Source organism: Faecalibacterium sp. 7 (genome assembly GCF_049562865.1).
In the GTDB taxonomy this organism is placed as follows: domain Bacteria; phylum Bacillota; class Clostridia; order Oscillospirales; family Ruminococcaceae; genus Faecalibacterium; species Faecalibacterium wellingii.
Window position 1 is genome coordinate 130370 of sequence record NZ_CP186911.1, and the last position, 21599, is coordinate 151968.

Annotated in this window: 19 protein-coding genes and 3 pseudogenes; 17 read left to right on the plus strand and 5 right to left on the minus strand. The window is 55.0% G+C overall.

Annotated elements, in window-relative coordinates:
- The first annotated feature begins 259 nt into the window (after positions 1-259).
- The 16 genes and pseudogenes from ACKXF7_RS00790 to ACKXF7_RS00865 all read left to right on the plus strand — a co-directional run bounded on the left by ACKXF7_RS00790 (position 260) and on the right by ACKXF7_RS00865 (position 16140).
- Positions 260-463, plus strand: coding sequence for a 4Fe-4S binding protein (locus ACKXF7_RS00790; protein WP_005946404.1), 204 nt, complete (start codon positions 260-262; stop codon positions 461-463).
- A complete protein-coding gene (locus ACKXF7_RS00795; protein ID WP_156069488.1) occupies positions 460-1035 on the plus strand; it encodes a 4Fe-4S binding protein in 576 nt (191 codons plus the stop codon). Before ACKXF7_RS00790 ends, ACKXF7_RS00795 begins: the two co-directional genes overlap by 4 nt.
- A 28-nt stretch (positions 1036-1063) precedes the next feature.
- Positions 1064-1384 (plus strand): thioredoxin, encoded by a 321-nt coding sequence (gene trxA, locus ACKXF7_RS00800; RefSeq protein WP_156069486.1) that lies wholly within the window; start codon positions 1064-1066, stop codon positions 1382-1384.
- The gene (locus tag ACKXF7_RS00805; RefSeq protein WP_423741880.1) at positions 1381-3075 is read left to right on the plus strand and encodes an FAD-dependent oxidoreductase; all 1695 of its coding nucleotides are present in this window, start codon (positions 1381-1383) and stop codon (positions 3073-3075) included. The genes trxA (ACKXF7_RS00800) and ACKXF7_RS00805 overlap by 4 nt, the downstream gene beginning before the upstream one ends.
- Positions 3072-3743 carry a GTP pyrophosphokinase gene (locus tag ACKXF7_RS00810; protein WP_156069482.1) on the plus strand — a complete coding sequence of 224 codons (672 nt, stop codon included), beginning with the start codon at positions 3072-3074 and terminating at the stop codon, positions 3741-3743. Before ACKXF7_RS00805 ends, ACKXF7_RS00810 begins: the two co-directional genes overlap by 4 nt.
- Positions 3744-4085: 342 nt before the next feature.
- Positions 4086-4517 (plus strand): RrF2 family transcriptional regulator, encoded by a 432-nt coding sequence (locus ACKXF7_RS00815; protein WP_423741881.1) that lies wholly within the window; start codon positions 4086-4088, stop codon positions 4515-4517.
- Between the two features lie 22 nt (positions 4518-4539).
- Positions 4540-6453 (plus strand): acyl-CoA dehydrogenase family protein, encoded by a 1914-nt coding sequence (locus tag ACKXF7_RS00820; RefSeq protein ID WP_005946387.1) that lies wholly within the window; start codon positions 4540-4542, stop codon positions 6451-6453.
- A gap of 23 nt (positions 6454-6476) precedes the next feature.
- The gene (locus tag ACKXF7_RS00825) at positions 6477-7688 is read left to right on the plus strand and encodes an FprA family A-type flavoprotein (RefSeq protein ID WP_005946385.1); all 1212 of its coding nucleotides are present in this window, start codon (positions 6477-6479) and stop codon (positions 7686-7688) included.
- 165 nt (positions 7689-7853) lie between these two features.
- Positions 7854-10371: pseudogene (locus tag ACKXF7_RS00830) on the plus strand (ribonucleoside-diphosphate reductase subunit alpha).
- 10 nt (positions 10372-10381) lie between these two features.
- A pseudogene (locus ACKXF7_RS00835) lies at positions 10382-11424 on the plus strand (ribonucleotide-diphosphate reductase subunit beta).
- A 34-nt stretch (positions 11425-11458) separates the two neighbouring features.
- Complete coding sequence (locus ACKXF7_RS00840) at positions 11459-12322, plus strand: nitroreductase family protein (RefSeq protein WP_055185895.1); 864 nt, start codon at positions 11459-11461, stop codon at positions 12320-12322.
- Between the two features lie 129 nt (positions 12323-12451).
- Positions 12452-13633 carry an FprA family A-type flavoprotein gene (locus ACKXF7_RS00845; protein ID WP_120081537.1) on the plus strand — a complete coding sequence of 394 codons (1182 nt, stop codon included), beginning with the start codon at positions 12452-12454 and terminating at the stop codon, positions 13631-13633.
- Positions 13634-13795: 162 nt separating this feature from the next.
- On the plus strand, positions 13796-14119 hold the full coding sequence (gene trxA / locus ACKXF7_RS00850; protein ID WP_112146291.1) for a thioredoxin: 324 nt from the start codon (positions 13796-13798) through the stop codon (positions 14117-14119).
- Positions 14120-14157: 38 nt separating this feature from the next.
- A pseudogene (locus tag ACKXF7_RS00855) lies at positions 14158-14475 on the plus strand (NAD(P)/FAD-dependent oxidoreductase); the annotation flags it as partial.
- On the plus strand, positions 14460-15062 hold the full coding sequence (locus ACKXF7_RS00860; protein ID WP_423741882.1) for an FAD-dependent oxidoreductase: 603 nt from the start codon (positions 14460-14462) through the stop codon (positions 15060-15062). The pseudogene ACKXF7_RS00855 and the gene ACKXF7_RS00860, both read left to right, overlap by 16 nt.
- 568 nt (positions 15063-15630) lie before the next feature.
- Positions 15631-16140 (plus strand): ferritin, encoded by a 510-nt coding sequence (locus tag ACKXF7_RS00865; protein WP_015536768.1) that lies wholly within the window; start codon positions 15631-15633, stop codon positions 16138-16140.
- 177 nt (positions 16141-16317) lie between these two features.
- Here ACKXF7_RS00865 and ACKXF7_RS00870 read toward each other — a convergent pair whose 3' ends face one another.
- The 3 genes from ACKXF7_RS00870 to ACKXF7_RS00880 all read right to left on the minus strand — a co-directional run bounded on the left by ACKXF7_RS00870 (position 16318) and on the right by ACKXF7_RS00880 (position 19080).
- Positions 16318-17655 (minus strand): FMN-binding protein, encoded by a 1338-nt coding sequence (locus ACKXF7_RS00870; RefSeq protein ID WP_117506318.1) that lies wholly within the window; start codon positions 17653-17655, stop codon positions 16318-16320.
- A 467-nt stretch (positions 17656-18122) separates the two neighbouring features.
- A complete protein-coding gene (locus ACKXF7_RS00875; RefSeq protein WP_423741883.1) occupies positions 18123-18635 on the minus strand; it encodes a hypothetical protein in 513 nt (170 codons plus the stop codon).
- A 112-nt stretch (positions 18636-18747) separates the two neighbouring features.
- Positions 18748-19080 carry a helix-turn-helix domain-containing protein gene (locus ACKXF7_RS00880; RefSeq protein ID WP_005921759.1) on the minus strand — a complete coding sequence of 111 codons (333 nt, stop codon included), beginning with the start codon at positions 19078-19080 and terminating at the stop codon, positions 18748-18750.
- 231 nt (positions 19081-19311) lie between these two features.
- Here ACKXF7_RS00880 and ACKXF7_RS00885 point away from each other — a divergent pair, with 231 nt between their 5' ends.
- On the plus strand, positions 19312-19506 hold the full coding sequence (locus ACKXF7_RS00885) for a DUF3873 family protein (protein ID WP_044959886.1): 195 nt from the start codon (positions 19312-19314) through the stop codon (positions 19504-19506).
- A gap of 396 nt (positions 19507-19902) precedes the next feature.
- Here the strand turns inward: ACKXF7_RS00885 and ACKXF7_RS00890 are convergent, their stop codons facing one another.
- On the minus strand, positions 19903-21285 hold the full coding sequence (locus tag ACKXF7_RS00890; RefSeq protein WP_423742589.1) for a relaxase/mobilization nuclease domain-containing protein: 1383 nt from the start codon (positions 21283-21285) through the stop codon (positions 19903-19905).
- A gap of 53 nt (positions 21286-21338) precedes the next feature.
- Entirely contained in the window at positions 21339-21596 is a 258-nt protein-coding gene (locus ACKXF7_RS00895) for a hypothetical protein (protein ID WP_156060023.1), read from the minus strand.
- Between the last annotated feature and the right edge of the window lie 3 nt (positions 21597-21599).

The following is a 21599-nucleotide window of genomic DNA, read 5'->3' on the forward strand; positions in this document are numbered from 1 at the left end:
CCTGCGGTATGATAAAGCCACAATCAAGAAAGAGCTGGCGAACATGAAAATCAAGCTCAATCCCGATCAGGAGATTGTCAGCACCATCAGAAAAGGACTCTAGCGCACCGGCGGGCACTGCCCCTGCCGCAGGGAGCGCACAGAGGCAACCAAATGTATGTGCCGGGAGTTCAAGAATCCAGTTGCAGATCCGCGCTTCGAGGGGGTCTGCCACTGTATGCTCTATTACAAATCCTTGTAGGATTAAGGGAGGAAAGCTATGCTGTCAAAAAAACTGGCTGCCATAGATAAGACTCGGTGTGTCGCCTGTGGTGTGTGTGAAAATACCTGTCCACTGGGGGCCGTCAAGGTGCGCCGTGGCTGCTACGCCGCCGTGGAGGCGGAACGCTGCGTAGGCTGCGGCAAGTGCGCAAAGCTCTGTCCCGTCGGCTGCATTGAGGTGAAAGTGAGGGCTGACGCATGAAAGCAAAGCATTGGTACGATTACCTGTGGGTATATGCCATCATCTATTTTGCACTGGGCTTTTTCAATATCCTGTTCGCGTGGCTGGGTATGATCGATTTTTTTCTGCCGCTGCTTTTAGCCATCTTTGGCGGGAACAAATTCTTTTGCAACCACCTCTGCGGACGGGGTCAACTGTTCAGCAAGCTGGGGACAGACCTTAAATGCTCCCGCTGCAAGCCCACGCCCCGCTGGATGTCCTCCAAGTGGTTCCGTTATGCCTTTTTGCTCTTTTTCCTGACGATGTTCGGCAACATGGTGTTCCAGACCTATCTGGTCGCTGCTGGTGCTACGTCCCTGCGGGAGGCCATTAAGCTGTTCTGGACATTCCGTGTGCCATGGGGCTGGACTTATACAGCCGGTACAGTCGCTGATTGGATGGCGCAGTTCAGCTTTGGCTTTTATAGCCTCATGCTGACCTCTCTGCTGCTGGGTCTGATCGTTATGGTGCTCTACATGCCCCGCACATGGTGTGCGTTTTGTCCGATGGGAACCATGACGCAGGGTATTTGCAAGCTGAAAAACAAAGAATAAACAAAGATAACAGAACGGAGCCTTTCTCATGGCTGAACTGAAAATTACTGCTGCGAATTTTGAAAATGAGGTACTGCATTCCGACAAGCCCGTCCTGCTGGATTTCTATGCGGACTGGTGCGGACCGTGCAAAATGCTCTCTCCCGTACTGCATGAGCTTGCCGAAGAAAAAAGCGGTACGCTCAAGGTGGGCAAGGTCAATGTGGACGAGCAGATGGAGCTGGCGATGCGTTTTCAGGTATCCAGCATCCCGATGCTGGTCGTATTCGAGGATGGAAAGGCCATTACCAAATCGGTCGGCTATCGGCCTAAGTCGGAGATTGCCGCAATGGTGGAGGGCGCAAGATGAAAGTTGTAATCGTAGGCGGTGTGGCGGGCGGTGCTTCTGCCGCTGCCCGCATCCGCCGTTTGGATGAACACGCCCAGATCATCATGATTGAGCGCAGCGGCTATGTGTCCTATGCCAACTGCGGTCTGCCGTATTATGTGGGCGGTGTGATCAAGGAGCAAGAAGAACTGACACTGCAAACTCCGGAGAGCTTCTGGGACCGCTTTCGCATTGATGTGCGGGTACGGCAGGAAGTAACTGCGATCAATCCCATAGAGAAAACCGTCACCGTTCACGCATTGGATAGTGGAAAGGTCTACACGGAAACCTATGACAAACTGCTCCTCGCACCCGGCGCAAAGCCGACGGTTCCTGCGCTTTCCGGCGTCAGCAGTGAGCGTGTTTTCACGCTGCGCACCGTGGAGGATACCCTCCGCATTAGGCACTTTGTAGAGGATCAGAAGCCGAAAAGCGCTGTTTTGGCTGGCGGCGGCTTTATCGGTCTGGAAATGGCGGAAAACCTTACAGAAATGGGCGTTTCTGTCACCATCGTTCAGCGACCCAATCAGCTATTAGCACCACTGGATGCGGACATGGCGAGCTTTGTCCATGCGGAAATGCGCAGACACGGCGTGACTCTGCGGTTGGGTGAAACCGTCACCGGATTCCGGCAGGACGGAGATTCCGTGCTGACGCTGCTGGAGGAAAGTGAGCCGTTGCGCTCCGACATGGTGCTGCTGGCCATCGGCGTCACGCCGGACACCCATCTGGCAAAAGAGGCCGGACTTGAGCTGGGCATCCGGGGCAGCATCGCTGTCAACGAGCGGATGGAAACCTCCGTGCCGGACATCTATGCTGTGGGCGATGCCGTAGAGGTCACCCATTTTGTAACCGGGCAGAAAGCGTTGATTTCGCTGGCGGGACCCGCCAACAAGCAGGGACGCATTGCCGCTGACAATATCTGCGGCGGCAACAGCCACTTTACCGGCTCTCAGGGTTCGTCTGTTCTGAAACTGTTTGGCTTGACAGCGGCCTCCACGGGTATCAATGAAAAGGCAGCGCAGGCAGCAGGAATCGCTTACGACAAAGTCGTACTTTTCCCGGCATCCCACGCTGCCTATTACCCCGGCGCACAGTCTATGGCAATGAAGGTACTGTATGAAAAGGAAAGCCTGCGGCTGCTGGGTGCGCAGATCTTTGGCGGCGAGGGCGTGGACAAGCGTATTGATGTACTGGCAACGGCCATTCGCGCAAAAATGAAAGCTTTGGAACTGACGGAACTTGACCTTTCCTATGCGCCGCCCTATTCCTCTGCCAAGGATCCGGTCAATATGGCCGGTTTTATGATCGAGGATTTGGAGAGCGGGAAAGTGCAGCAGTTCCATTGGAATGATGTTGAGGACTTGCCCTGCGATGGCAGTGCGACGCTGCTGGACGTCCGTACGGAAGGCGAATATCGGCGTGGGCACTTGAATGGATTCCGCAATATTCCACTGGACGATTTGCGGGAGCACTTGGACGAGTTAGAGCGGGACAAGCCTATCTATGTGAATTGCCAGACAGGGCTTCGCAGTTATCTGGCCTGCCGACTTTTGACGCAGTATGGTTTCAGCTGTTCCCATCTCTCCGGCGGATACAGTTTTTATCAGGTCGTAACACAAGAGCAGCAGACAGCGCGGAGCGCCTATCCCTGCGGAATGGAGAAACTATGAGTGAAAATTTATTTGGCTTGACGATTGCGGCAGATAAAGGCTTAGATGATCTGCAGTGCCAGCGCCTTTTAAGCGAAAATCGCAGGTATCAGGAAGTCATGCTGCAATACCGATGTGCGCTGAAAGCACTGGAAAGCAGGTTGGAAATTCTAAACGAAGAGTTTTCATTGCAGCATGATCGCAATCCGATAGAAAGTATGAAAAGTCGCTTGAAGTCGCCGTCCAGCATTATGAATAAGATGCAGAAGCGCGGACTTTCTCTGGATTTTCCGACCATGCAGGCAAATATCATGGATATTGCCGGCGTGCGGGTGATCTGCTCTTTCGAAGAGGATGTGTTCTTTTTGGCAAAATGCTTAAAAGATCAGTCTGACATTGAAATCATCACGGAGAAAGATTATATTTCACACCCTAAGCCAAATGGCTATCGCAGTCTGCACCTGACGATCCGGCTGCCGGTATTCTTTGCGGAAAAAGAGATCCATGTGCCAGTGGAGATACAACTCCGTACAATCGCTATGGACTTCTGGGCAAGCCTTGAGCATACCATCCGCTACAAGAAAAACTTGCCGATAAATGCTGAAGTCGAAACTGAATTGAAAGAGTGCGCCGATTCCAGCAGAGAATGGGACAGAAAAATGGAACATCTACTGCACATCTTAACATAGTGCGTCGGATATAAAATGAAAAGCACGCACTTTGGTGCTTGCCTTGGACTTGCCAGGGATCGCCTCATCCGCCTTGGATGGGCGACCCCTGCGAGCCCCAACCAATTTCTCCGCTTTCTAGTTTTCAGGCATAGTCTTTTCTGCTTTCGGCGGACTGCCACGGCACAGCTTTTTCGGCTTCTATAATTGTAAGGAACATGGCTTTTCGCTAAATGGAAAGCGAAGCTGACCCGGGCTGGGGCGGTCTGTAATAAAGCGATATTTTTTTTGAAACTATCTTGACAAAATTTATCAAGATTGATATTATGGTATTAACAAGCAAGCGAAAAGAGGATGTGGAGCATGATCATCACCAAAGAGACGGACTACGCGCTGCGCATTTTGCGGGTGTTGCTGGACGGGGAGAAGCATTCGGTGGCCGAGATGTCGGAAACGGAATTGATCCCCAATCAGTTTGCCTACCAGATTCTGCGCAAGCTCTCCGCCGGCAATTTGGTGCGGGTGAGCCGCGGCGCTCTCGGCGGCTGCGAGCTGTCCTGCGATCTGGACGCGACCTCCCTCTACGATCTCATGGGGGTCGTGGGGGAGCGGGGCATCCTGTGCGCCTGCATGGAGCCGGGATATGAATGCCACTGGCAGGACAAGCATGGGCGGTGCGCCATCCACTGTCAGCTGGCGGCCTTGCAGCAAAAGCAGGACGAGGCGTTCCGTGCCGTGAGCCTGCGCAGGCTGCTGACCGGCGGATCCGATCCCCAAGATACAAGCAAGCTGTAAAATTTTAAAAGGAGGTACCCGTATGCTGTTTCAAACCACGTCGGCGCACGAAGAGCTGCGCGCGAAGATCCGGAGTTTTGCGGAGGAGGAGATCAAGCCCCTTGCATTTTTAATGGATCAGAACAATGAGTTTCCCGAGGAGGCTGTCAAGAAGCTGGGTAAGCTGGGCTGGATGGGCATTCCCTACCCCAAGGAGTACGGCGGTGCCGGTCTTGATGCTCTGAGCTACGCCATCGCGGTGGAGGAGCTGGCCCGTGTGGACGGCGGCACGGGCGTAATCCTCTCCGCCCACGTCTCCCTCGGCTCATGGCCCATTTTCGCCTATGGCACCGAGGAGCAGAAGAAGAAATATCTGGTTCCGCTGGCCAAGGGCGAGAAGATCGGCGCCTTCGGCCTTACGGAGACCAACGCCGGATCCGACGCCGGCGGCACGGAGACCACGGCGCTGGATAAGGGGGACTACTACCTCCTCAACGGCGGCAAGATCTTCATTACCAACGCCCCTAAGGCGGACACCTATGTGGTTTTCGCCGTCACCACGCCGGACATCGGCACCCGGGGCATCTCCGCTTTCATCGTGGAGAAGGGCTGGAAGGGCTTTGAGTTCGGCGACCACTATGACAAGATGGGTATTCGCTCCTCCTCCACGGCGGAGCTGATCTTCAACAACGTGAAGGTTCCCAAGGAAAACCTATTGGGCAAGGAGGGCGAGGGCTTCAAGATTGCCATGTCCACGCTGGACGGCGGACGCATCGGCATCGCCGCGCAGGCGCTGGGCATCGCCCAGGGCGCGTTTGAGCACGCGTTGAGCTATTCCAAGGAGCGCGTCCAGTTCGGCAAGCCCATCGCGGCCCAGCAGAGCATCGCCTTCAAGCTGGCGGATATGGCAACCAAGCTGCGCTGCGCCCGGTTCCTCATCTACTCCGCGGCGGAGCTGAAGGAGCAGCACGCGCCTTACGGCATGGAGTCCGCCATGGCGAAGATGTACGCCTCGGACATCGCGCTGGAGGTCACCAACGATGCCTTGCAAATCCACGGCGGCAGCGGCTACCTCAAGGGCATGGAGGTGGAACGGGCCTACCGCGACGCCAAGATCACCACCCTCTACGAGGGCACTAACGAGATCCAGCGGGTGGTCATCGCCTCTCATCTGTTGGGCAGGCTGGGCAAGAGCTCCGGCGGCGAGAGCCGTTCGGCGGCCAAGAAACCCGCGCCCATCACCGGCATTCGCAAAAAGACCATCTTCCGGGAGGGGGATGCTGCCCAGCAGGTGGCCGACCTTGTGGCGGCGCTGAAGAAGGATGGTCACGACTTCTCCGTGGGCATTCCTATGGATACGCCCATCCCGCAGGCGGAGCGGGTGGTCTCCGCGGGCAAGGGCATCGGGGAGAAAAAGAACATGAAACTGGTAGAGTCGCTGGCCAAGGCCGCTGGCGCGGCCATCGGTTCTTCCCGCCCTGTGGCGGAGACTCTCAAATATCTGCCGCTGAACCGCTATGTGGGTATGTCCGGTCAGAAGTTCACCGGCAATCTGTACATCGCCTGCGGCATCTCCGGCGCATCCCAGCACCTTAAGGGCATCAAGGACGCCTCCACCATCGTGGCCATCAATAAGAACGGTAACGCGCCTATCTTCAAGAACTGCGACTACGGCATCGTGGGCGATGTGGAGGAGATCCTGCCCCTGCTCACTGCCGCGCTGGATAGCGGCGAAAAGCTGCCCGCGCCGCCCATGGTAAAGATGAAGCGGCCCACGCCGCCGAAGCCCGCCCCCATCGGCGACCGCTACGTCTGCAGCGGCTGCGGCTACGAGTATGTGCCGGAGTTGGGCGACGAGGACGGCGAGATCGCGCCCGGTACGCTCTTTGAGCAGCTTCCCGCCGAGTGGGTGTGTCCCGAGTGCGCGGAGACGAAGGATCAATTTGTAAAGGCTTGAGGCCGTGAAGGAGGCAAGATAAGATGTATTGCGTGCGTAAAGTAACGAACGACCTCTACTGGGTGGGCGCCAACGACCATCGCCTGGCCCTGTTTGAAAACTGCTTTCCCATTCCCCGGGGCGTAAGCTACAACGCCTACTGCCTGCTGGATGAAAAGACGGTGCTCTTTGACACGGTGGACTGGTCTGCCTGCCGCCAGCTTTTGGAAAATCTGGCGTATGTGCTGGATGGCCGCGAGCTGGACTACCTGCTGGTCAACCATCTGGAGCCGGATCACGCCGCCTGCATCGAGGAGATCCTGCTGCGCCATCCCAAGGTGAAATTGATCTCCAACGAGAAGGCATTCATGCTCATGCGGCAGTTCGGCTTCCATGTGGACGGACATGAGTGCATCGAGGTGAAGGAGGGCGACACCTTCTCCTTCGGCAAGCACACCGTAACCTTTGTGGGCGCGCCTATGGTTCACTGGCCGGAGGCCATGGTGACCCTCGACGTCACCGACGGCGTCCTCTTTTCCGCCGACGCCTTCGGCACCTTCGGCGCGCTGGACGGCAAGCTGTTCGCCGACGAGGTGGACTTCGAGCGGGACTGGCTGGACGACGCCCGTCGCTACCTTACCAACATCGTGGGCAAGTACGGCCCCCACATCCAGCTCCTGCTGAAAAAGGCCGGCGGCGTTTTGGATCAGATCAAGTACATCTGCCCGCTCCACGGCCCCGTGTGGCGCAAAGATCTGGGCTGGTTCATTGAAAAGTACGACACATGGAGCCGCTATGCCCCTGAGACCCAGGGCGTGCTCATCGTCTACGCCTCTATGTACGGCAACACGGAGAACGCGGCGCAGGCGCTGGCGACGTCGCTCTGCGATAAGGGCATGAGCAAGGTGGCGATGTACGATGTGTCCTCCACTCATGTCTCCCAGCTGATCTCCGAGGCGTTTAAGTACAGTCACATTGTCCTGGCCTCTGTGACCTACAACCTCGGCATCTACCCTGCCATGCATGACTTCCTCATGGATATGAAGGCACTGAATCTGCAAAACCGCACCTTTGCCATCATTGAAAACGGCTCATGGGCGGTGAAGTCCGGTGACCTCATGCAGAAATTCGTCAACAATGAGCTTAAGAACATGACGGTGCTCAACGAGCGGCTCAGCCTCGCCTCGTCCATGGGCACGGACAAGCGCACTGAGCTGGAAGCACTGGCGGACGCCATTCTGGAATCTATGAAGTAACTGGCAGGAAAGCCAAAACCAAGACAACAGACAACAAACAGCCCCACCGCGTCGGCTGCAGAAAAACCGGCTTTCAAAAACAGAGCGGGCAAGCGTGATACTGCGCTTGCCCGCTCTTTGCCCAAAAGGACATGAGAAGTGACCGGAGAAGATGAGAGGATCGAAATGGAGATCAGAAAACGAAACGGGGAGTCTGTTCCCTTTCAACAGGAGAAAATTTTCAACGCCATGAAAAAGGCGTTTGACGGACAGGGCAAGGAGATCGGGAGCAGAGAGATGGATGAGATCCTCGCCACCGTTCTCAACAATCTCTCCGTCACAGTGCCGCTCACCGTAGAACGTGTGCAGGACGAGGTGGAGCGAACGCTCATGGAGCGCGGACACTATGAGGTGGCCAAGGCGTACATCCTCTACCGCGAAAAGCGGTCTGCGCTGCGCCGTGTCCGGCATACCATCGCGCGGACGGTGGGGGATGACTCGCTTGACGAGGTGCTGCGCCGCATCCAGATGGATTTTACCGAGGAAGTCTACTCCCTCGCGGCGCTTCAAATGAAGTTTGAGAGTTTCTGTCGCCTGGGCATGACGGAGGATGAGCGGGCTGAGGCACTGACCAAGGCGGCGGTAGAGCTGACTACGGCAGAGGCACCCAAGTGGGAGTTCATCGCGGCGCGGCTTCTGAACCACTCCTTTCGCTGTCGCAACGCACAGGAATGGGAGGGGCGCGGCGTCTGCGACCTCTATGGCAAGCTTCGCTATCTGACGGATAAGGGACTCTACGGTGACTATATCCTTGCCCACTATACCCACGAGGAGATTGCCATGGCGGAGGACTTTCTCTGCCCGGAACGGGACGAGCTGTTCACCTACTCCGGCCTTGACCTGCTGCTCAAACGCTATGTGATCCAGTCACGCAGCCGCGTGCCGCTGGAAACACCGCAGGAGATGTTTTTGGGTATCGCGCTGCATCTTGCTATGAACGAAGGCTCTGACCGCATGGGGTGGGTAAAACGCTTTTACGATATGCTCAGCCGTATGGAGGTCACGATGGCGACACCTACCATGTCCAACGCACGAAAGCCCTACCATCAGCTTTCAAGCTGCTTTGTGGACACTGTGCCGGACAGTCTGGACGGCATCTACCGCTCGCTGGACAACTTCGCAAAGGTCTCTAAATTCGGCGGTGGAATGGGGATGTACTTCGGTAAGGTGCGCGCTGCAGGCAGCACCATCCGCGGCTTTCAAGGGGCGGCGGGCGGTGTTATCCGCTGGATCCGGCTGGTCAATGACACCGCCGTTGCGGTGGATCAGTTGGGGATGCGGCAGGGCGCTGTGGCGGTTTACTTAGACGCATGGCACCGGGATCTGCCGGAATTCCTTCAACTGCGCACCAACAACGGCGACGACCGCATGAAGGCACATGATGTGTTTCCCGCCGTGTGCTATCCGGATCTCTCTTCTGGCAACTGGCGGAGGAGAACATAGACGCGCCGTGGCATCTCATGTGTCCGCATGAGATCCTCACGGTCAAGGGCTACGCACTGGAGGATTACTGGGGTACAGAATGGGAGAAGCGGTATCTGGACTGCGTCAATGACCCGCGCATCGAAAAGCGCAGCGTCACCGTCAAGGACATCGTGCGGCTGGTGCTTCGCTCGGCAGTGGAGACCGGCACGCCCTTCGCTTTCAATCGAGACAGTGTAAATCATATGAACCCAAACGGCCACACGGGAATGATCTATTGCTCCAATCTCTGTACGGAGATCGCGCAGAACATGGCGTCCATCGAGCACATCAGCACTGAGGTGCACACTGAGAACGGCGACACAATAGTGGTGACGGCCACACGCCCAGGTGAGTTTGTGGTCTGCAATCTGGCGAGTCTGTCTCTCGGTAATCTGCCGGTGGAGGACGAGGCCTATATGGAACGCACGGTGGAAACGGCCATCCGCGCACTGGATAATGTGATCGACCTCAACTTCTACCCGTTGGAATACGCGCGGCTTACCAATCAGAAGTACCGCAGCATCGGCCTGGGCGTCAGCGGCTACCACCACATGCTGGCAAAGCGCGGCATCCACTGGGAGAGCGATGAGCACCTTGCCTTCACCGACGCAGTGTTCGAGCTCATCAACTACGCCGCCGTCAAGGCGGACACAGCACTGGCACGGGAAAAGGGTCGTTACGCGCTCTTTGAGGGCAGCGACTGGCAGACGGGCGCGTATTTTGAAAAGCGGGGTTATACCTCCGAAAAGTGGCGGGCGCTTGCGAAAACGGTGGCGGTGCAGGGAATGCGCAACGCCTATCTGCTGGCGGTCGCACCGACCTCCAGCACATCTATCCTCTCCGGCACGTCGGCGGGCATAGATCCAATTATGAAGAAATTCTTTTTAGAGGAAAAAAGGGCAGCATGCTGCCCCGCGTTGCTCCGGAGCTTTCTATGGACACATGGTGGTACTATAAGGCAGCGCATCTGATCGACCAAAGCTGGTCGGTACGCGCCGCGGGCCTTCGCCAGAGACATATTGACCAGGCGCAGAGCATGAATCTCTATATCACCAACGACTATTCCATGCGTCAGGTGCTCAGACTGTATTTGGAGGCGTGGAGAGCCGGCGTCAAGACCATTTACTATGTCCGCAGCAAGGCCCTTGAGGTCGAGACCTGCGAAAGCTGCTCGTCATAAGGAGGATAGCATGACGGAACTGAAGAAAAAGCCCCTCTTTAACCCAGAGGGCGACCCTGATGTGCGCCTGCGGCGCATGATCGGCGGCAATACCACCAACCTCAATGACTTCAACAATATGAAGTACGCTTGGGTCAGCGACTGGTACCGGCAGGCCATGAACAACTTTTGGATCCCTGAGGAGATCAATCTCTCGCAGGATGTGAAGGACTATCCCCGCCTGCTGTCAGCCGAGCGCAGCGCCTACGATAAAATTCTGAGTTTTCTTGTCTTTTTGGATTCCATTCAGACAGCGAACCTGCCTAATATCGGCGCCTACATTACCGCCAACGAGGTCAATCTCTGCCTGTCCATTCAGGCGTTTCAGGAGTGTGTCCACTCACAGAGCTACAGCTATATGCTCGACACCATCTGTTCCCCGTGGAGCGCAATGACATCCTCTACCAATGGAAAACGGACGAGCATCTGCTGCGCCGCAACACCTTCATTGGGGACTGCTACAACGAGTTTCAGGAGCGGAAGGACGCTCCCACGCTGCTGCGCGTGATGATGGCAAACTATATTTTGGAGGGCATCTATTTTTACAGCGGCTTTATGTTCTTCTACAATCTCTCCCGAAACGGGAAGATGCCCGGCTCGGCGCAGGAGATTCGCTACATAAACCGCGATGAGAACACGCACTTGTGGCTGTTCCGCAATATCATCACGGAGCTGCAAAAGGAGCAGCCGGAGTTGTTCACCGCCGAGAGCGTACAAGCGCTGCGCGAGATGATGCGTGAGGGCGTGGAGCAGGAGATCGCATGGGGGCATTATGTAATCGGCGACGACATCCCGGGGCTGAACCGGCAGATGATCAGCGATTACATCCGCTATCTCGGCAATCTCCGCTGGACGAGCCTTGGCTATCCCGCATTGTATCCTGGCTTTGAGAGCGAACCGGAGAGCATGGAATGGGTCAGCCAGTACGCCGACGCCAACATGGTCAAGACCGATTTCTTTGAGGCACGCAGTACCGCCTACGCCAAGAGCACCGCACTGATAGACGATTTATAAGAAAACCAAAGACATCAGAATAGGAGATACTACTATGAATTACAGCGCTATGATTCAAAATCGCAGATCCGTTCACGCATTCCGCGAAAAGGAAGTTCCGAGCGAGGCTATCGGCCAGCTCCGATCCTACTATGAAAAGACCTGCCCCCGTCTTGTCCCGGAGATTGCAACGGAGTTGATCGTCTTGGACAAGGATGCACAGCCGGCGCTGGAGAGCTCAGCGGGCTATAATCAATTTCTCATCGGAGCACCGCACTACCTGCTCCTTATGTCTGCCCCGCATTCCTATGCGGCCATCAACGCCGGCTACATGATGGAAGATCTCGTCCTCAAGCTGACTGAGTTGGACATTGACACCTGCTGGATGACCTTCACCGACAGCGACAAAATCAAAAAGGCACTGTCTCTCGCCACCCCGTTAGAGGTGGCGGCAATCGTTGCCTTTGGCTACGGGGAAAAGACCGCAAAAAAGCTGCGGCTGAATATCCTAAGTATGTCTCAGATCGATGTGCGGGCCGAGCAGCAGTACTACGCGCCCAAAAAGGGCGTGCACGATTTGGTTCACATGGGGAGCTGGAGCAACAAGTCTGGGCTTGACGAGATGATGGACTTCTACGACGATATGCTCTGGCAGTCCGTCTACGCCGCTTCGCTCTCCCCCAGCTATCTCAACCGTCAGCCCTATGGCTTCCTTGTGCAGGACCACAGCATCTATTTGGTGCAGCAGGAGGATGCCTACACCGATAATTTGGATGCCGCATTGGATCTCGGTATTGTCATGCTCCACTTCTCCGCCGTCGCCTCCCAGTGGGCGGGGCAGGTACGCTGGGAACTTTCACCTGCTGCGCCCGACGGCCTGCCGGAAGGACTTCGCCCCGCTGCGGTGTACCACATGTAACGACTCTGGGGGGAAGCAAGGCAACGGTGAAATGCGCGACCGTCGATCCGCGGTTGAGCGTATGTTTCGTTAGAAAAGAAGAACCTATCAGTCAGAGTCTGAGTAAGGAAAATAGGAGGTATATTTTATATGGCTATCCAAACGGTAACAGATGCCATCCGCTATGTAGGGGTGGATGATAACACATTGGCACTCTTTGAAAACCAGTACCCCGTCCAGCCTATGGGAGTGAGCTACAACTCCTATGTCATTCTGGATGAGAAGATTGCCGTGATGGACAGCGTGGACGCACGGGCAACGGAAGAATGGCTTTCCAATGTGGCGCGGGTGTTGGAGGGGCGCAGGCCCGACTATCTTGTGGTCACACACATGGAGCCGGATCATTCCGGCAGTCTCATGCGGCTGGCACAAAAGTACCCGGAGATGAAGATCGTGGGAAACGCGAAAACATTTACCCTGATCAAGCAGTTCTTCGGCACAGGTGCATTGTCGGAAGACCGTATGCTGGAGGTTGGCGAAAGAGATACGCTTTCCTTGGGTTTGCACCGGCTGCGCTTTCTGCTGGCGCCGATGGTACACTGGCCGGAGGTGATGACGGCGTATGAGGAAACGGAAAAAATCCTGTTCTCGGCGGATGCCTTCGGACGCTTTGGCTCACTGGAACGGACTGCCCGTGCCCCCTGGGTGCCGCAGGCCCGACGGTATTATTACAATATTATCGGGAAATATGGCGCACAGGTGCAGGCGCTGCTGAAAAAAATCTCCGCGCTGGAGATCAAAACAATCTGCCCGCTCCACGGTCCCGTGCTTACAGAAGGGCTGGAGGAGTGTCTGCGGTTCTATGATCTCTGGTCACAATGGGAACCAGAAGAATCGGAGAGCATACTGATTGCCCACGCATCCATCCATGGAAATACTGCCCATGCGGCGAAGACCCTCAAGGGTAAATTAGAGAAAAAAGGCGTACAGGTCAACATATGTGATCTCACTGTGACAGATCTTTCCTACGCTGTTGCCAGTGCGTTCTACTGCGGGAAGTTGGTTTTAGCCAGCGCCACCTATGACGGAGGACTGTTTCCGCCCATGAGGGAGTTTTTGGAACATTTACGGACAAAGGGATTCCGAAACCGCCGGGTTGGCCTTATTGAAGACGGCTCTTGGGCACCTGATGCCGCGCGGCTGATGCGCACCAAATTGGAGGAGATGAAGGATATCCACCTTTACGAAACGGTAGTGTCTCTGCGTGGTGCATTGAACCAAACCAGCGAAGCGCAGATGGACGCTCTGGTGGCTGAGCTCTGCGCAGAATAAGCTGCAAATAAACCGCAGCTATTTTCGTACAGATGATGGTCTTACTCATCTGCTTTATGTCCCAAGGGCAGAGTACCGTCATCTCAGGATGAGGTCACAATGTGGTGTGGGGCGAGACCGGAGTCTTGAGAATACCCAAACAAAGGAAAGGAGCTGACAGATATGGCAGCTATGAATATGAATCAGGAGCAGTTTAAGCAGTTGATCCGGGAGGAAAAGCCTGTTTTGGTGGATTTCTGGGCGCCCTGGTGCAGCTATTGCCGGAGGATCGGCCCTGCGTATGAGAAGATTGGAGAGGAATACGCGGACAGCCTTGCTGTCGGCAAGATCAATATTGACGAGGAGCCGCAGCTGGCGGGGGCCGAGGGGATCGAGGACATCCCAACTCTGGTGCTGTACCGGAACGGAAAGGCCGTGGATTCCATCATCGCGCCCGGCTCAAAGGCAGAAATCGACCGTTTCATTCAGGAAGCCTTGGCGAAATAACGGAGGGTTCAGATATGAACAACAATCATGTTTATGATATGCTCGTGGTGGGCGGCGGACCGGGCGGCTACACCGCTGCCCTGTACGCGGCACGGGCGGGGCTGGACACCATCGTGCTGGAAAAACTGTCCGCCGGTGGGCAGATGGCCCTGACCGAGCAGATCGACAACTACCCCGGCTTTGAGAACGGGATCGACGGCTTCTCTCTGGCGGAGAATATGCAAAAGCAGGCGGAGCGTTTTGGGGCACGCAGCGAATACGCGGAAGTTCTCCGCATGGATCTGACGGCGGTTCCCAAGCTCGTGGAGACCAGCGAGGGATCTTCCGGGGGAAAACCGTGGTGCTGGCCACCGGCGCAGACCCCAGAACGCTGGGCGTTGCCGGAGAGACGGAGCTGTTGGGCCGGGGCGTGGCCTACTGCGCCGCCTGCGACGGGATGTTTTACAAGGGCAAAACGGTGGTCGTGGTGGGCGGCGGCAATTCCGCCGCGGCAGATGCCCTTCTTCTCAGCCGCGTGGCGAAAAAAGTGATCCTCGTCCACCGCAGAGACACCCTGCGGGCCACCAAGATCTATCACGAGCCGCTGGCACAGGCCGAAAACGTGGAATTCCGTTGGAACAGCGTCGTTTCCGCGCTGCTTTCCGGGGACAGACTGACCGGCGTCCGCCTGCGGGACACCGTCACCGGTGAGGAAAGCGTGGTGGACTGCGACGGCGTATTTGTCAGCGTGGGCCGACAGCCCGCCACGGCGCTGGCGGTGGGTCAACTGGCGCTGGACGGCGGCGGCTATATCGTGGCCGGAGAGACCACGGAAACCAGTATTCCCGGCGTTTACGCCGTGGGTGACGTGCGGACGAAGCCCCTCCGTCAGGTGGTCACCGCCGTGGCGGACGGCGCGGTGGCAGTTCACATGGCGGAGAAATATATCGCGGAAAACCGATAAGGGAGGTAGATTCAAAAAGCCATGTTTAAGGTCAGGCCGGATACGACCGCAGCGGGAATGCCGACATATCTGCAAGGCAAACTGCCAGAGTGATGGCAGATAAGATAACCCATGTAAGATCGGGAGATATGTTGTCTCTCCATATCCAGTCCACACAACAGTGAGCAACTGAACACAAAGCACAGCCACAGATGTACTCTGCGGCTGTGCTTTTATGCGTAGTATTACCGCGTGACAAGCGGTTTTACTGTGACGGCGTCACATAATTTGAGAAAATCGGCTTCGAGGCAGCTTTTGGAGCACAAGCCCTTTGTGGTTGTTGACAGAGAAAAAAATATAGGTATAATAAAAGCAAAATAATAAGATTCATTCTTGCATTTGGGGAGTTGGCGGTATGCCAAAATACGCAGAGGAGATATTGGCCGCCGTAACGGAGCTGCAGCAGCATCCCAAGGCGGAGCAGGTGTTCCTGGAGATGAAAAGGGAGCATCCCAGCATCGCTCTGGGTACGGTATATCTGCCCCCATGCCGGGAGCAGGAAAAGACAATCTTATGGAGGAGAAGTATCATGAACGCTAACGTATCTCTTCTGCTCAACGAGCAGATCAATAAGGAGTTCTACTCCGCCTATCTGTATCTGGACTTTGCCAACTACTACGCCGCCGTCGGACTGGACGGCTTTGAGAACTGGTACCGGGTACAGGCGCAGGAGGAACGGGATCACGCCATGCTGTTTTGTCAGTATTTGCAGAATAACGGCGAGGGCGTCACCTTTGAGGCTATCGCAAAGCCGGAGTGGGAACGAGGCGACCACATGGCCCCGCTGAAAAGAGCACTGGAACACGAGATGCTGGTCACCGCCAGCATCAATGCCATCTACGCCGCCGCATACGAGGTCAGGGACTTCCGCACCATGCAGATGCTGGACTGGTTCATCAAGGAACAGGGTGAGGAGGAGAAGAACGCCGCTGACCTCATTACCAAGATGGATCTGTTCGGCGGTGACAGCAAGGGGCTGTATATGCTAAACAGCGAGCTGAAGGCACGGGTCTACACCGCGCCCTCGCTGGTGCTGTAAGCCCCGCGTGTCTGCGGGCTTTCGCATCCGGCAAAAGGCAGACTGCATACAGGTGGCCTGCCTTTTCTTCCACCAGATGGTTAGATTATGCTAACTGCGTATAATAAATAAGCAGCGCCCTCCGGGAAATCTCCCGGCGGGCACTGCTGTGTTCAGAGGAACGTTATTTTTCTTGCCTTACTTTGCGGCATCCACCAGCACACCAACGTAGCCGGCAGTATCCACCAGCGTGGCACCGGAAACGGCGTCCACAGCCTTTTCATCTTTGCTCAGAGCCTCGGCGTCGGCAATGCTCATGCCGTTCACGTGGTTCTGGATGGCGTCGTAGTTGGCATCCAGCGAAACGGTGGAACCAGCCTTTTCGGCCATCATCTTGCTGTAGTAATCGGCGTTGACCCGCTTGGACATCAGCACCTTGCCCTCGGCGTAGCCTGCGCCGAAGTCAGAATCGGAGTTGGGCACACCGACGACCCCGGCGTCCGAACCGGCAAACTGGAACTCGTCAATGTAGCTCAGCACGATGGTGTCCCCGGCGGTGGCGACAGCGCCGGAGGTGAAGCACTTGGTGCCGTGTGCGGCCCCATAGACCACATTCAGCTTCAGGTCCTCGGAGCTGCCGTTGAACTCCACGGCCTGCGTGGTCTGGGCGTTTTTGGCGGCATCCACGATGGCAGAGAGATAACCGGCGGTATCCACCAGCGTTGCGCCGGAGACGGCGTCCACAGCCTCGGCACCCTTGGCGGCTACATCCTCCAGCTCGGAGATGGTCTTGCCGACGGCAAAGTTCTGGATGGCGTCGAAGTTTGCATCCAGAGCGACCGTGGAGCCGCCCTTTTCAGCCATCATCTTGCTGTAATAATCGGCGTTGGCCCGCTTGGACATCAGCACCTTGCCCTCGGCGTAGCCTGCGGCAAAGTCGGAGTCGGAGTTGGGCACGGCGGTCACGCCTGCATCGGTGCTGGTGAACTGAAAATCGTCGAGGTAGGCGGCGAGGATGACGTCATCCTTCACCACAGCCACCGCTTCGGTGAAGCACTTGGTGCCGTGGGCGGCAGCATAGGCCTGACCGATCTGGATGCCGCCTTCCACCGGGACGATGGCGGCGGGCTCAGCGGGGGCTGCGGCAGCAGAGTCGGCGGGGGCTTCTTCGGCCAGCTCCACACCAAGTGCGGCGGCAACGGCCTTCCGGACGGCCTTGGTTGTCACCGTGGCACCGGCAACGCCGTCGATGGCGGGGCCGTTGGCGGCCACGACCTGCTTGGACAGCTCTTCCAGTGCAGCGCCGCCGATGCTCTCGGTCTCCTGTGCGCCTTCCAGCTTGCAGTCGGTAACGGTGCCGTTGGCATCCACGGTCAGGGTGGCGGTGACAGCACCGCCAAAGCCTTCGGCAGAGCCGGTCTTAGTCACACCAGCGGCGGTGGAGCTGCTGCCGCCGCCGCAGGCGGCCAGAGAGACGCCAACAACGAGGCTCATGGCCACGGCAGCGCTCAGTTTGCGGATGATCTCCTGTTTCATGGGTCTTTCCTCCAGAGAAAAGTCGGTTTGTGTTCGGTCCCCAGAAAAGGTCATATCTTTTCAGGGATGTTTACAAAAGATAACATATTTTGTGAGGTGCTGTCAAGAGATTTTAGCACATACTTCGTGAAGAATGATAAATTGGTGTCAATTTGTGACGCTGACTGTATACGAAGCGAACGGACGGTCTACGCTGTTAGTAATTCCTGAATGGAAACCAAGCAAGCAGTTTTGCCACTTTCAGCCCCAGTTAGTACTTCAATATTACTATGTTTTGGAAATCGGCACAACCATATAACCGTCTTTGATGAAACTATTTTTGTTTCATCGATGACATTGTACCAGCAAGCAGTGCAGACGTATATACATCTGCTTATTTTGCGTTGCAAAACGCTTGTTGGGGAATGCCCCAAGCCCCTTTAATCTGCATTTTCCAATGCAGGCTGCGCATCCCTTCGGGACGCTTTTTACCCGGTGATGTGCTCTGGGTCGTTCAAAACTTGCATGAGGTGAGAAGCGGCTTCTGCAAGAGAATCGTACTTCATCTGTTCAGGAACAGGCGCATCCAGAAGCGTAATGCCCCATTTCTGCATACATTCCGCAAGCTCCTTCTGCGCCAGCAGTGCAGCCTCCCGGCGCATTTCCGGGGAAGTGTTTCTGTCCAGAACGTAGGCAGTATTAAATCTGCCGTTGCGATCTTCCGTCAACTGCACCATGGAGTAGTGTTCCTCCCAGTAGTGGCAGTACCAGACTCTGCCGCCGATGTTCGCCATGTCATGATGCAATTCTTCTTCGCTGCTCCATTGTGGAGTTTTGGACAAAATGCGCTCCAGTTCCGAAAGAGCCTGCTGTTCTTCGTCCGATAACTTCTGACGGTGACATTCACGGTATAGGTCGTTCTGCCAATACGGACTCAGCTTTCCATTCCGGGCATCTTCCATTGCTTCTTCGATATTGGGTAGGATTGTCATGTCGTTCACCTCAAACACTCACTGTTAGCGTTATATGCACGCTTATAGTGTTGATTATAGACTATTTGTGGGCAAAAAGAAAGAGCGTCAGCACGTTTGCTGGCGTTCTTTGACATAGGTGTTATTTTGTAATATAGGGAATGTTGTCGGTGTATGCATTCAGAATGTCAATGGCAGCTTTCTTCTGCCCCGGTGTGAGCTGGCTCAGCTTTCTGCTCAGTTCGTCATCTGCCACATGGGATGCGGATGGAACGGAATCCCGTATCAGCACATCAGCAGATACGTCCAACACCTCTACGATTCGGATAAAGGTTTCCAGTTTTGGGATTTTTACTCCGCGCTCTAAATCTCCAACATAATTTGCCGACAAATCGACCCGTTCTGCAAACTGTTCAATCGTCCAGCCTTTTTCCTTGCGCTGTTCTCGTATTCGTTGACCCAAAAGCGTATTCATAGCGACCTCACATTCTAATTGTGTTTGTTACACACAAATAGCATACCTGTCGCAATTTTTGTTATACACAATCCAATAGCGTTTACTCAACGCCATCTGAATACTTTTGGGACGAAAAATTTTTGTGCGCATCTTTGGTCAAAAAAGCAATGGTCTTTTGGGACGGCACATGGTACAATAGCAAATGTTGTGCCCTTGGCACATGAACGAAGGTAAAAGGAGCTGCTGAACGTGGATACGATCTATCTGCTGCCCGGTGAGGAACGCTGCGTTGATTTTCGAGATGCCAATGGAGTCCCGAAGGTACACTACACTTACTGTTCTATCCGTGGCAAACTTTTCAACTGCACCTGCTGCACAAAGGACGAGGCCCAGCGGCTGTGTGAAGATTGGCTTATAAAACAGGACCGCTGCTACATAAACTAAAAAAGCCGCCGAGGACAATTCTCCCAACGGGAAGATTCCTCGACGATTCGCTATAACATTATAATCCGAAATTTGAAACGGTGGTCCTTGTCGCCAAAGAACTGAATATCAGCGTGGACGCCGCCATCTTCCCGGAAATGGCAAATCAGACAGTCTCGAAAACAGTTGTGGACTTCTTTGTTAGGAAAAGCGAAGCAGAGATTGAAAATTTATCGTGCTCTGCAAACAGGCGGAAGCCTTCCAGAAAGACGAGTAACGCGGTCGGGTTCGATGTGCCCGGCCGCGTTACTGTTTTACCCGTTTGCTATTCACATTCTTAGAAATCAGTTTTCAAAAGCAAAAATCCGCCGAGGAATTCTCCCGAAAAAAACGGGAAGAATCATCGGCGGATTTCGTTTATCGTGTTGGCTCTTTTTCGGCTGTGTCTTTTTCCTCTGCAAAAAATATTTCTACATTTTTCTGAGCTTTCATCAACTCCTGCATCTCATCTCGTGCCTTCCGGTAGTCTGGGTATGCTTCTTTCTTCTTTTTCAGAAGTTCAGCGTATTCGATGCTCAAGTCCTTAGCCTTTGGCAGCTTTTTCAATCCGGCTTCATCAAAAGCAGCTTTTGCAGCCTTATGCAGCGTGATTTCTTCCCGGTGGGCTTCCAGAAATCTCTTACTGTACCCGGCTTTGCGGTAGGCATCATAAACCGGACGTGTCCGGGCGTAATTGACGATGTGCGTCCGCAGCACGGCAATCTCGGTCATGCGCGTTTCTGCCGCCTTGATGGAATCGCCCATGGCATGATAGCGTTCCGTTGCCTCCGCTGCACGTTCCTGCAGTTCCTCGGCACTGCTGATCTTCTGCTCCTGTAAAAATAGCAGTGTCTTGGACATCTCCTTCAGATTGAACTTCGTTGCCCACTTTTTGTAGCCAACACTTTTGCCCTCTGCCATTTTCTCCTGAATGTCCACCAGCAACTGGAAGGGCTGCTCTTTGGCCTGCTTTTTCTGGTACGGCTGATGCTTCGCCTTTCCCTCCAGCACCGCCTTGATTTCATCCTCACTGTACCCGGTGCCCAGCGTTCGGAACCGGATGAATCGTTTCTGCCGTGCGCCCTTGACGGAGGTGTACTTTCCGCGTTTGACTTCATAGCCCTGCTGCTCCAGCTTTTGCAGAAAGTCCTCGTAGTCCTTGGGCTTTTCATCCAAAACACTATCGATCACTCTGCATAGCCGGTCACGATTACTTTCTTTCGGCGGGTAGAGCGTGCGCTTCTGCCGCTCCCGGTAAGGCTTTATCTCAATGACGGAGAGCTGATGTTCCAAGCAGATCAGGTCACTCAACCGCTGCACTGCCAACGCCGAAAAGAAAAAATCCCGGAACTTTTTGGTGCCATCCAGTGCCGTAGAGTTGAAGATCACATGGTTGTGGATGTGCTGCCGGTCCGTGTGCGTTGCCACCACAAAGGCGTGCTTGCCCTTGGTAAAGCGCATGGCCAGTTCGTAGCCTACTTTGTTAGCCTCCTCTGCGGTGATTTCCCCCGGACGGAAGGACTGCCGTATCTGATAAGCGATTACATCACTCTTCTGTCTGCGTCCGTTTACGAGATCATACTGCCGCTTGGTAAGCATAAATTCTTCATCTGCTGTCAGGGCGCTGCAAGCATAGCTGCTGACAAACTGCCCCTGCTCGGTCTTGTCCGGGTTTTCAATATAGTCCGTGCGATTTTTCAGGCAGGCCGCAACGGTCAAGCCCTTGTTTTTGTGCAGCGCAATCAGCCGTGTTGCTGCCAGCATCATCACCCCCTATTGCAAAGAAAAAATGCCGCCCGGAGGCGGCATTGAGATCATTTGGTTATTTTTTCGTAATCGGCAGCACCCGCCAGATACATTGCCTTGTATCTGGCGCATTCCAACTCATTGCAGATTTCATCTAAGGCGAGATATTGATTCCACGCTTCTTTGCTGATAACGCTCTGCAAGGCTTCCTCAGCTGCTCTTTTGGCTTTTTTCAGTCGCAGATACTCTTCATCCTCACCCAGCATCTCAGAAAAAATCGTGCTGTTGTGTTCAAAATAATAATCCTCTATCCTCTGTTTGCTCATAGC

Coding starts and splice junctions, on each gene's coding strand:
- ACKXF7_RS00790 (WP_005946404.1), top strand. CDS start 260: ATGCTGTCAAAAAAACTGGCTGCCATAGATAAGACTCGGTGTGTCGCC.
- ACKXF7_RS00795 (WP_156069488.1), top strand. CDS start 460: ATGAAAGCAAAGCATTGGTACGATTACCTGTGGGTATATGCCATCATC.
- trxA (WP_156069486.1), top strand. CDS start 1,064: ATGGCTGAACTGAAAATTACTGCTGCGAATTTTGAAAATGAGGTACTG.
- ACKXF7_RS00805 (WP_423741880.1), top strand. CDS start 1,381: ATGAAAGTTGTAATCGTAGGCGGTGTGGCGGGCGGTGCTTCTGCCGCT.
- ACKXF7_RS00810 (WP_156069482.1), top strand. CDS start 3,072: ATGAGTGAAAATTTATTTGGCTTGACGATTGCGGCAGATAAAGGCTTA.
- ACKXF7_RS00815 (WP_423741881.1), top strand. CDS start 4,086: ATGATCATCACCAAAGAGACGGACTACGCGCTGCGCATTTTGCGGGTG.
- ACKXF7_RS00820 (WP_005946387.1), top strand. CDS start 4,540: ATGCTGTTTCAAACCACGTCGGCGCACGAAGAGCTGCGCGCGAAGATC.
- ACKXF7_RS00825 (WP_005946385.1), top strand. CDS start 6,477: ATGTATTGCGTGCGTAAAGTAACGAACGACCTCTACTGGGTGGGCGCC.
- ACKXF7_RS00840 (WP_055185895.1), top strand. CDS start 11,459: ATGAATTACAGCGCTATGATTCAAAATCGCAGATCCGTTCACGCATTC.
- ACKXF7_RS00845 (WP_120081537.1), top strand. CDS start 12,452: ATGGCTATCCAAACGGTAACAGATGCCATCCGCTATGTAGGGGTGGAT.
- trxA (WP_112146291.1), top strand. CDS start 13,796: ATGGCAGCTATGAATATGAATCAGGAGCAGTTTAAGCAGTTGATCCGG.
- ACKXF7_RS00865 (WP_015536768.1), top strand. CDS start 15,631: ATGAACGCTAACGTATCTCTTCTGCTCAACGAGCAGATCAATAAGGAG.
- ACKXF7_RS00870 (WP_117506318.1), bottom strand. CDS start 17,655: ATGAAACAGGAGATCATCCGCAAACTGAGCGCTGCCGTGGCCATGAGC.
- ACKXF7_RS00880 (WP_005921759.1), bottom strand. CDS start 19,080: ATGAATACGCTTTTGGGTCAACGAATACGAGAACAGCGCAAGGAAAAA.
- ACKXF7_RS00895 (WP_156060023.1), bottom strand. CDS start 21,596: ATGAGCAAACAGAGGATAGAGGATTATTATTTTGAACACAACAGCACG.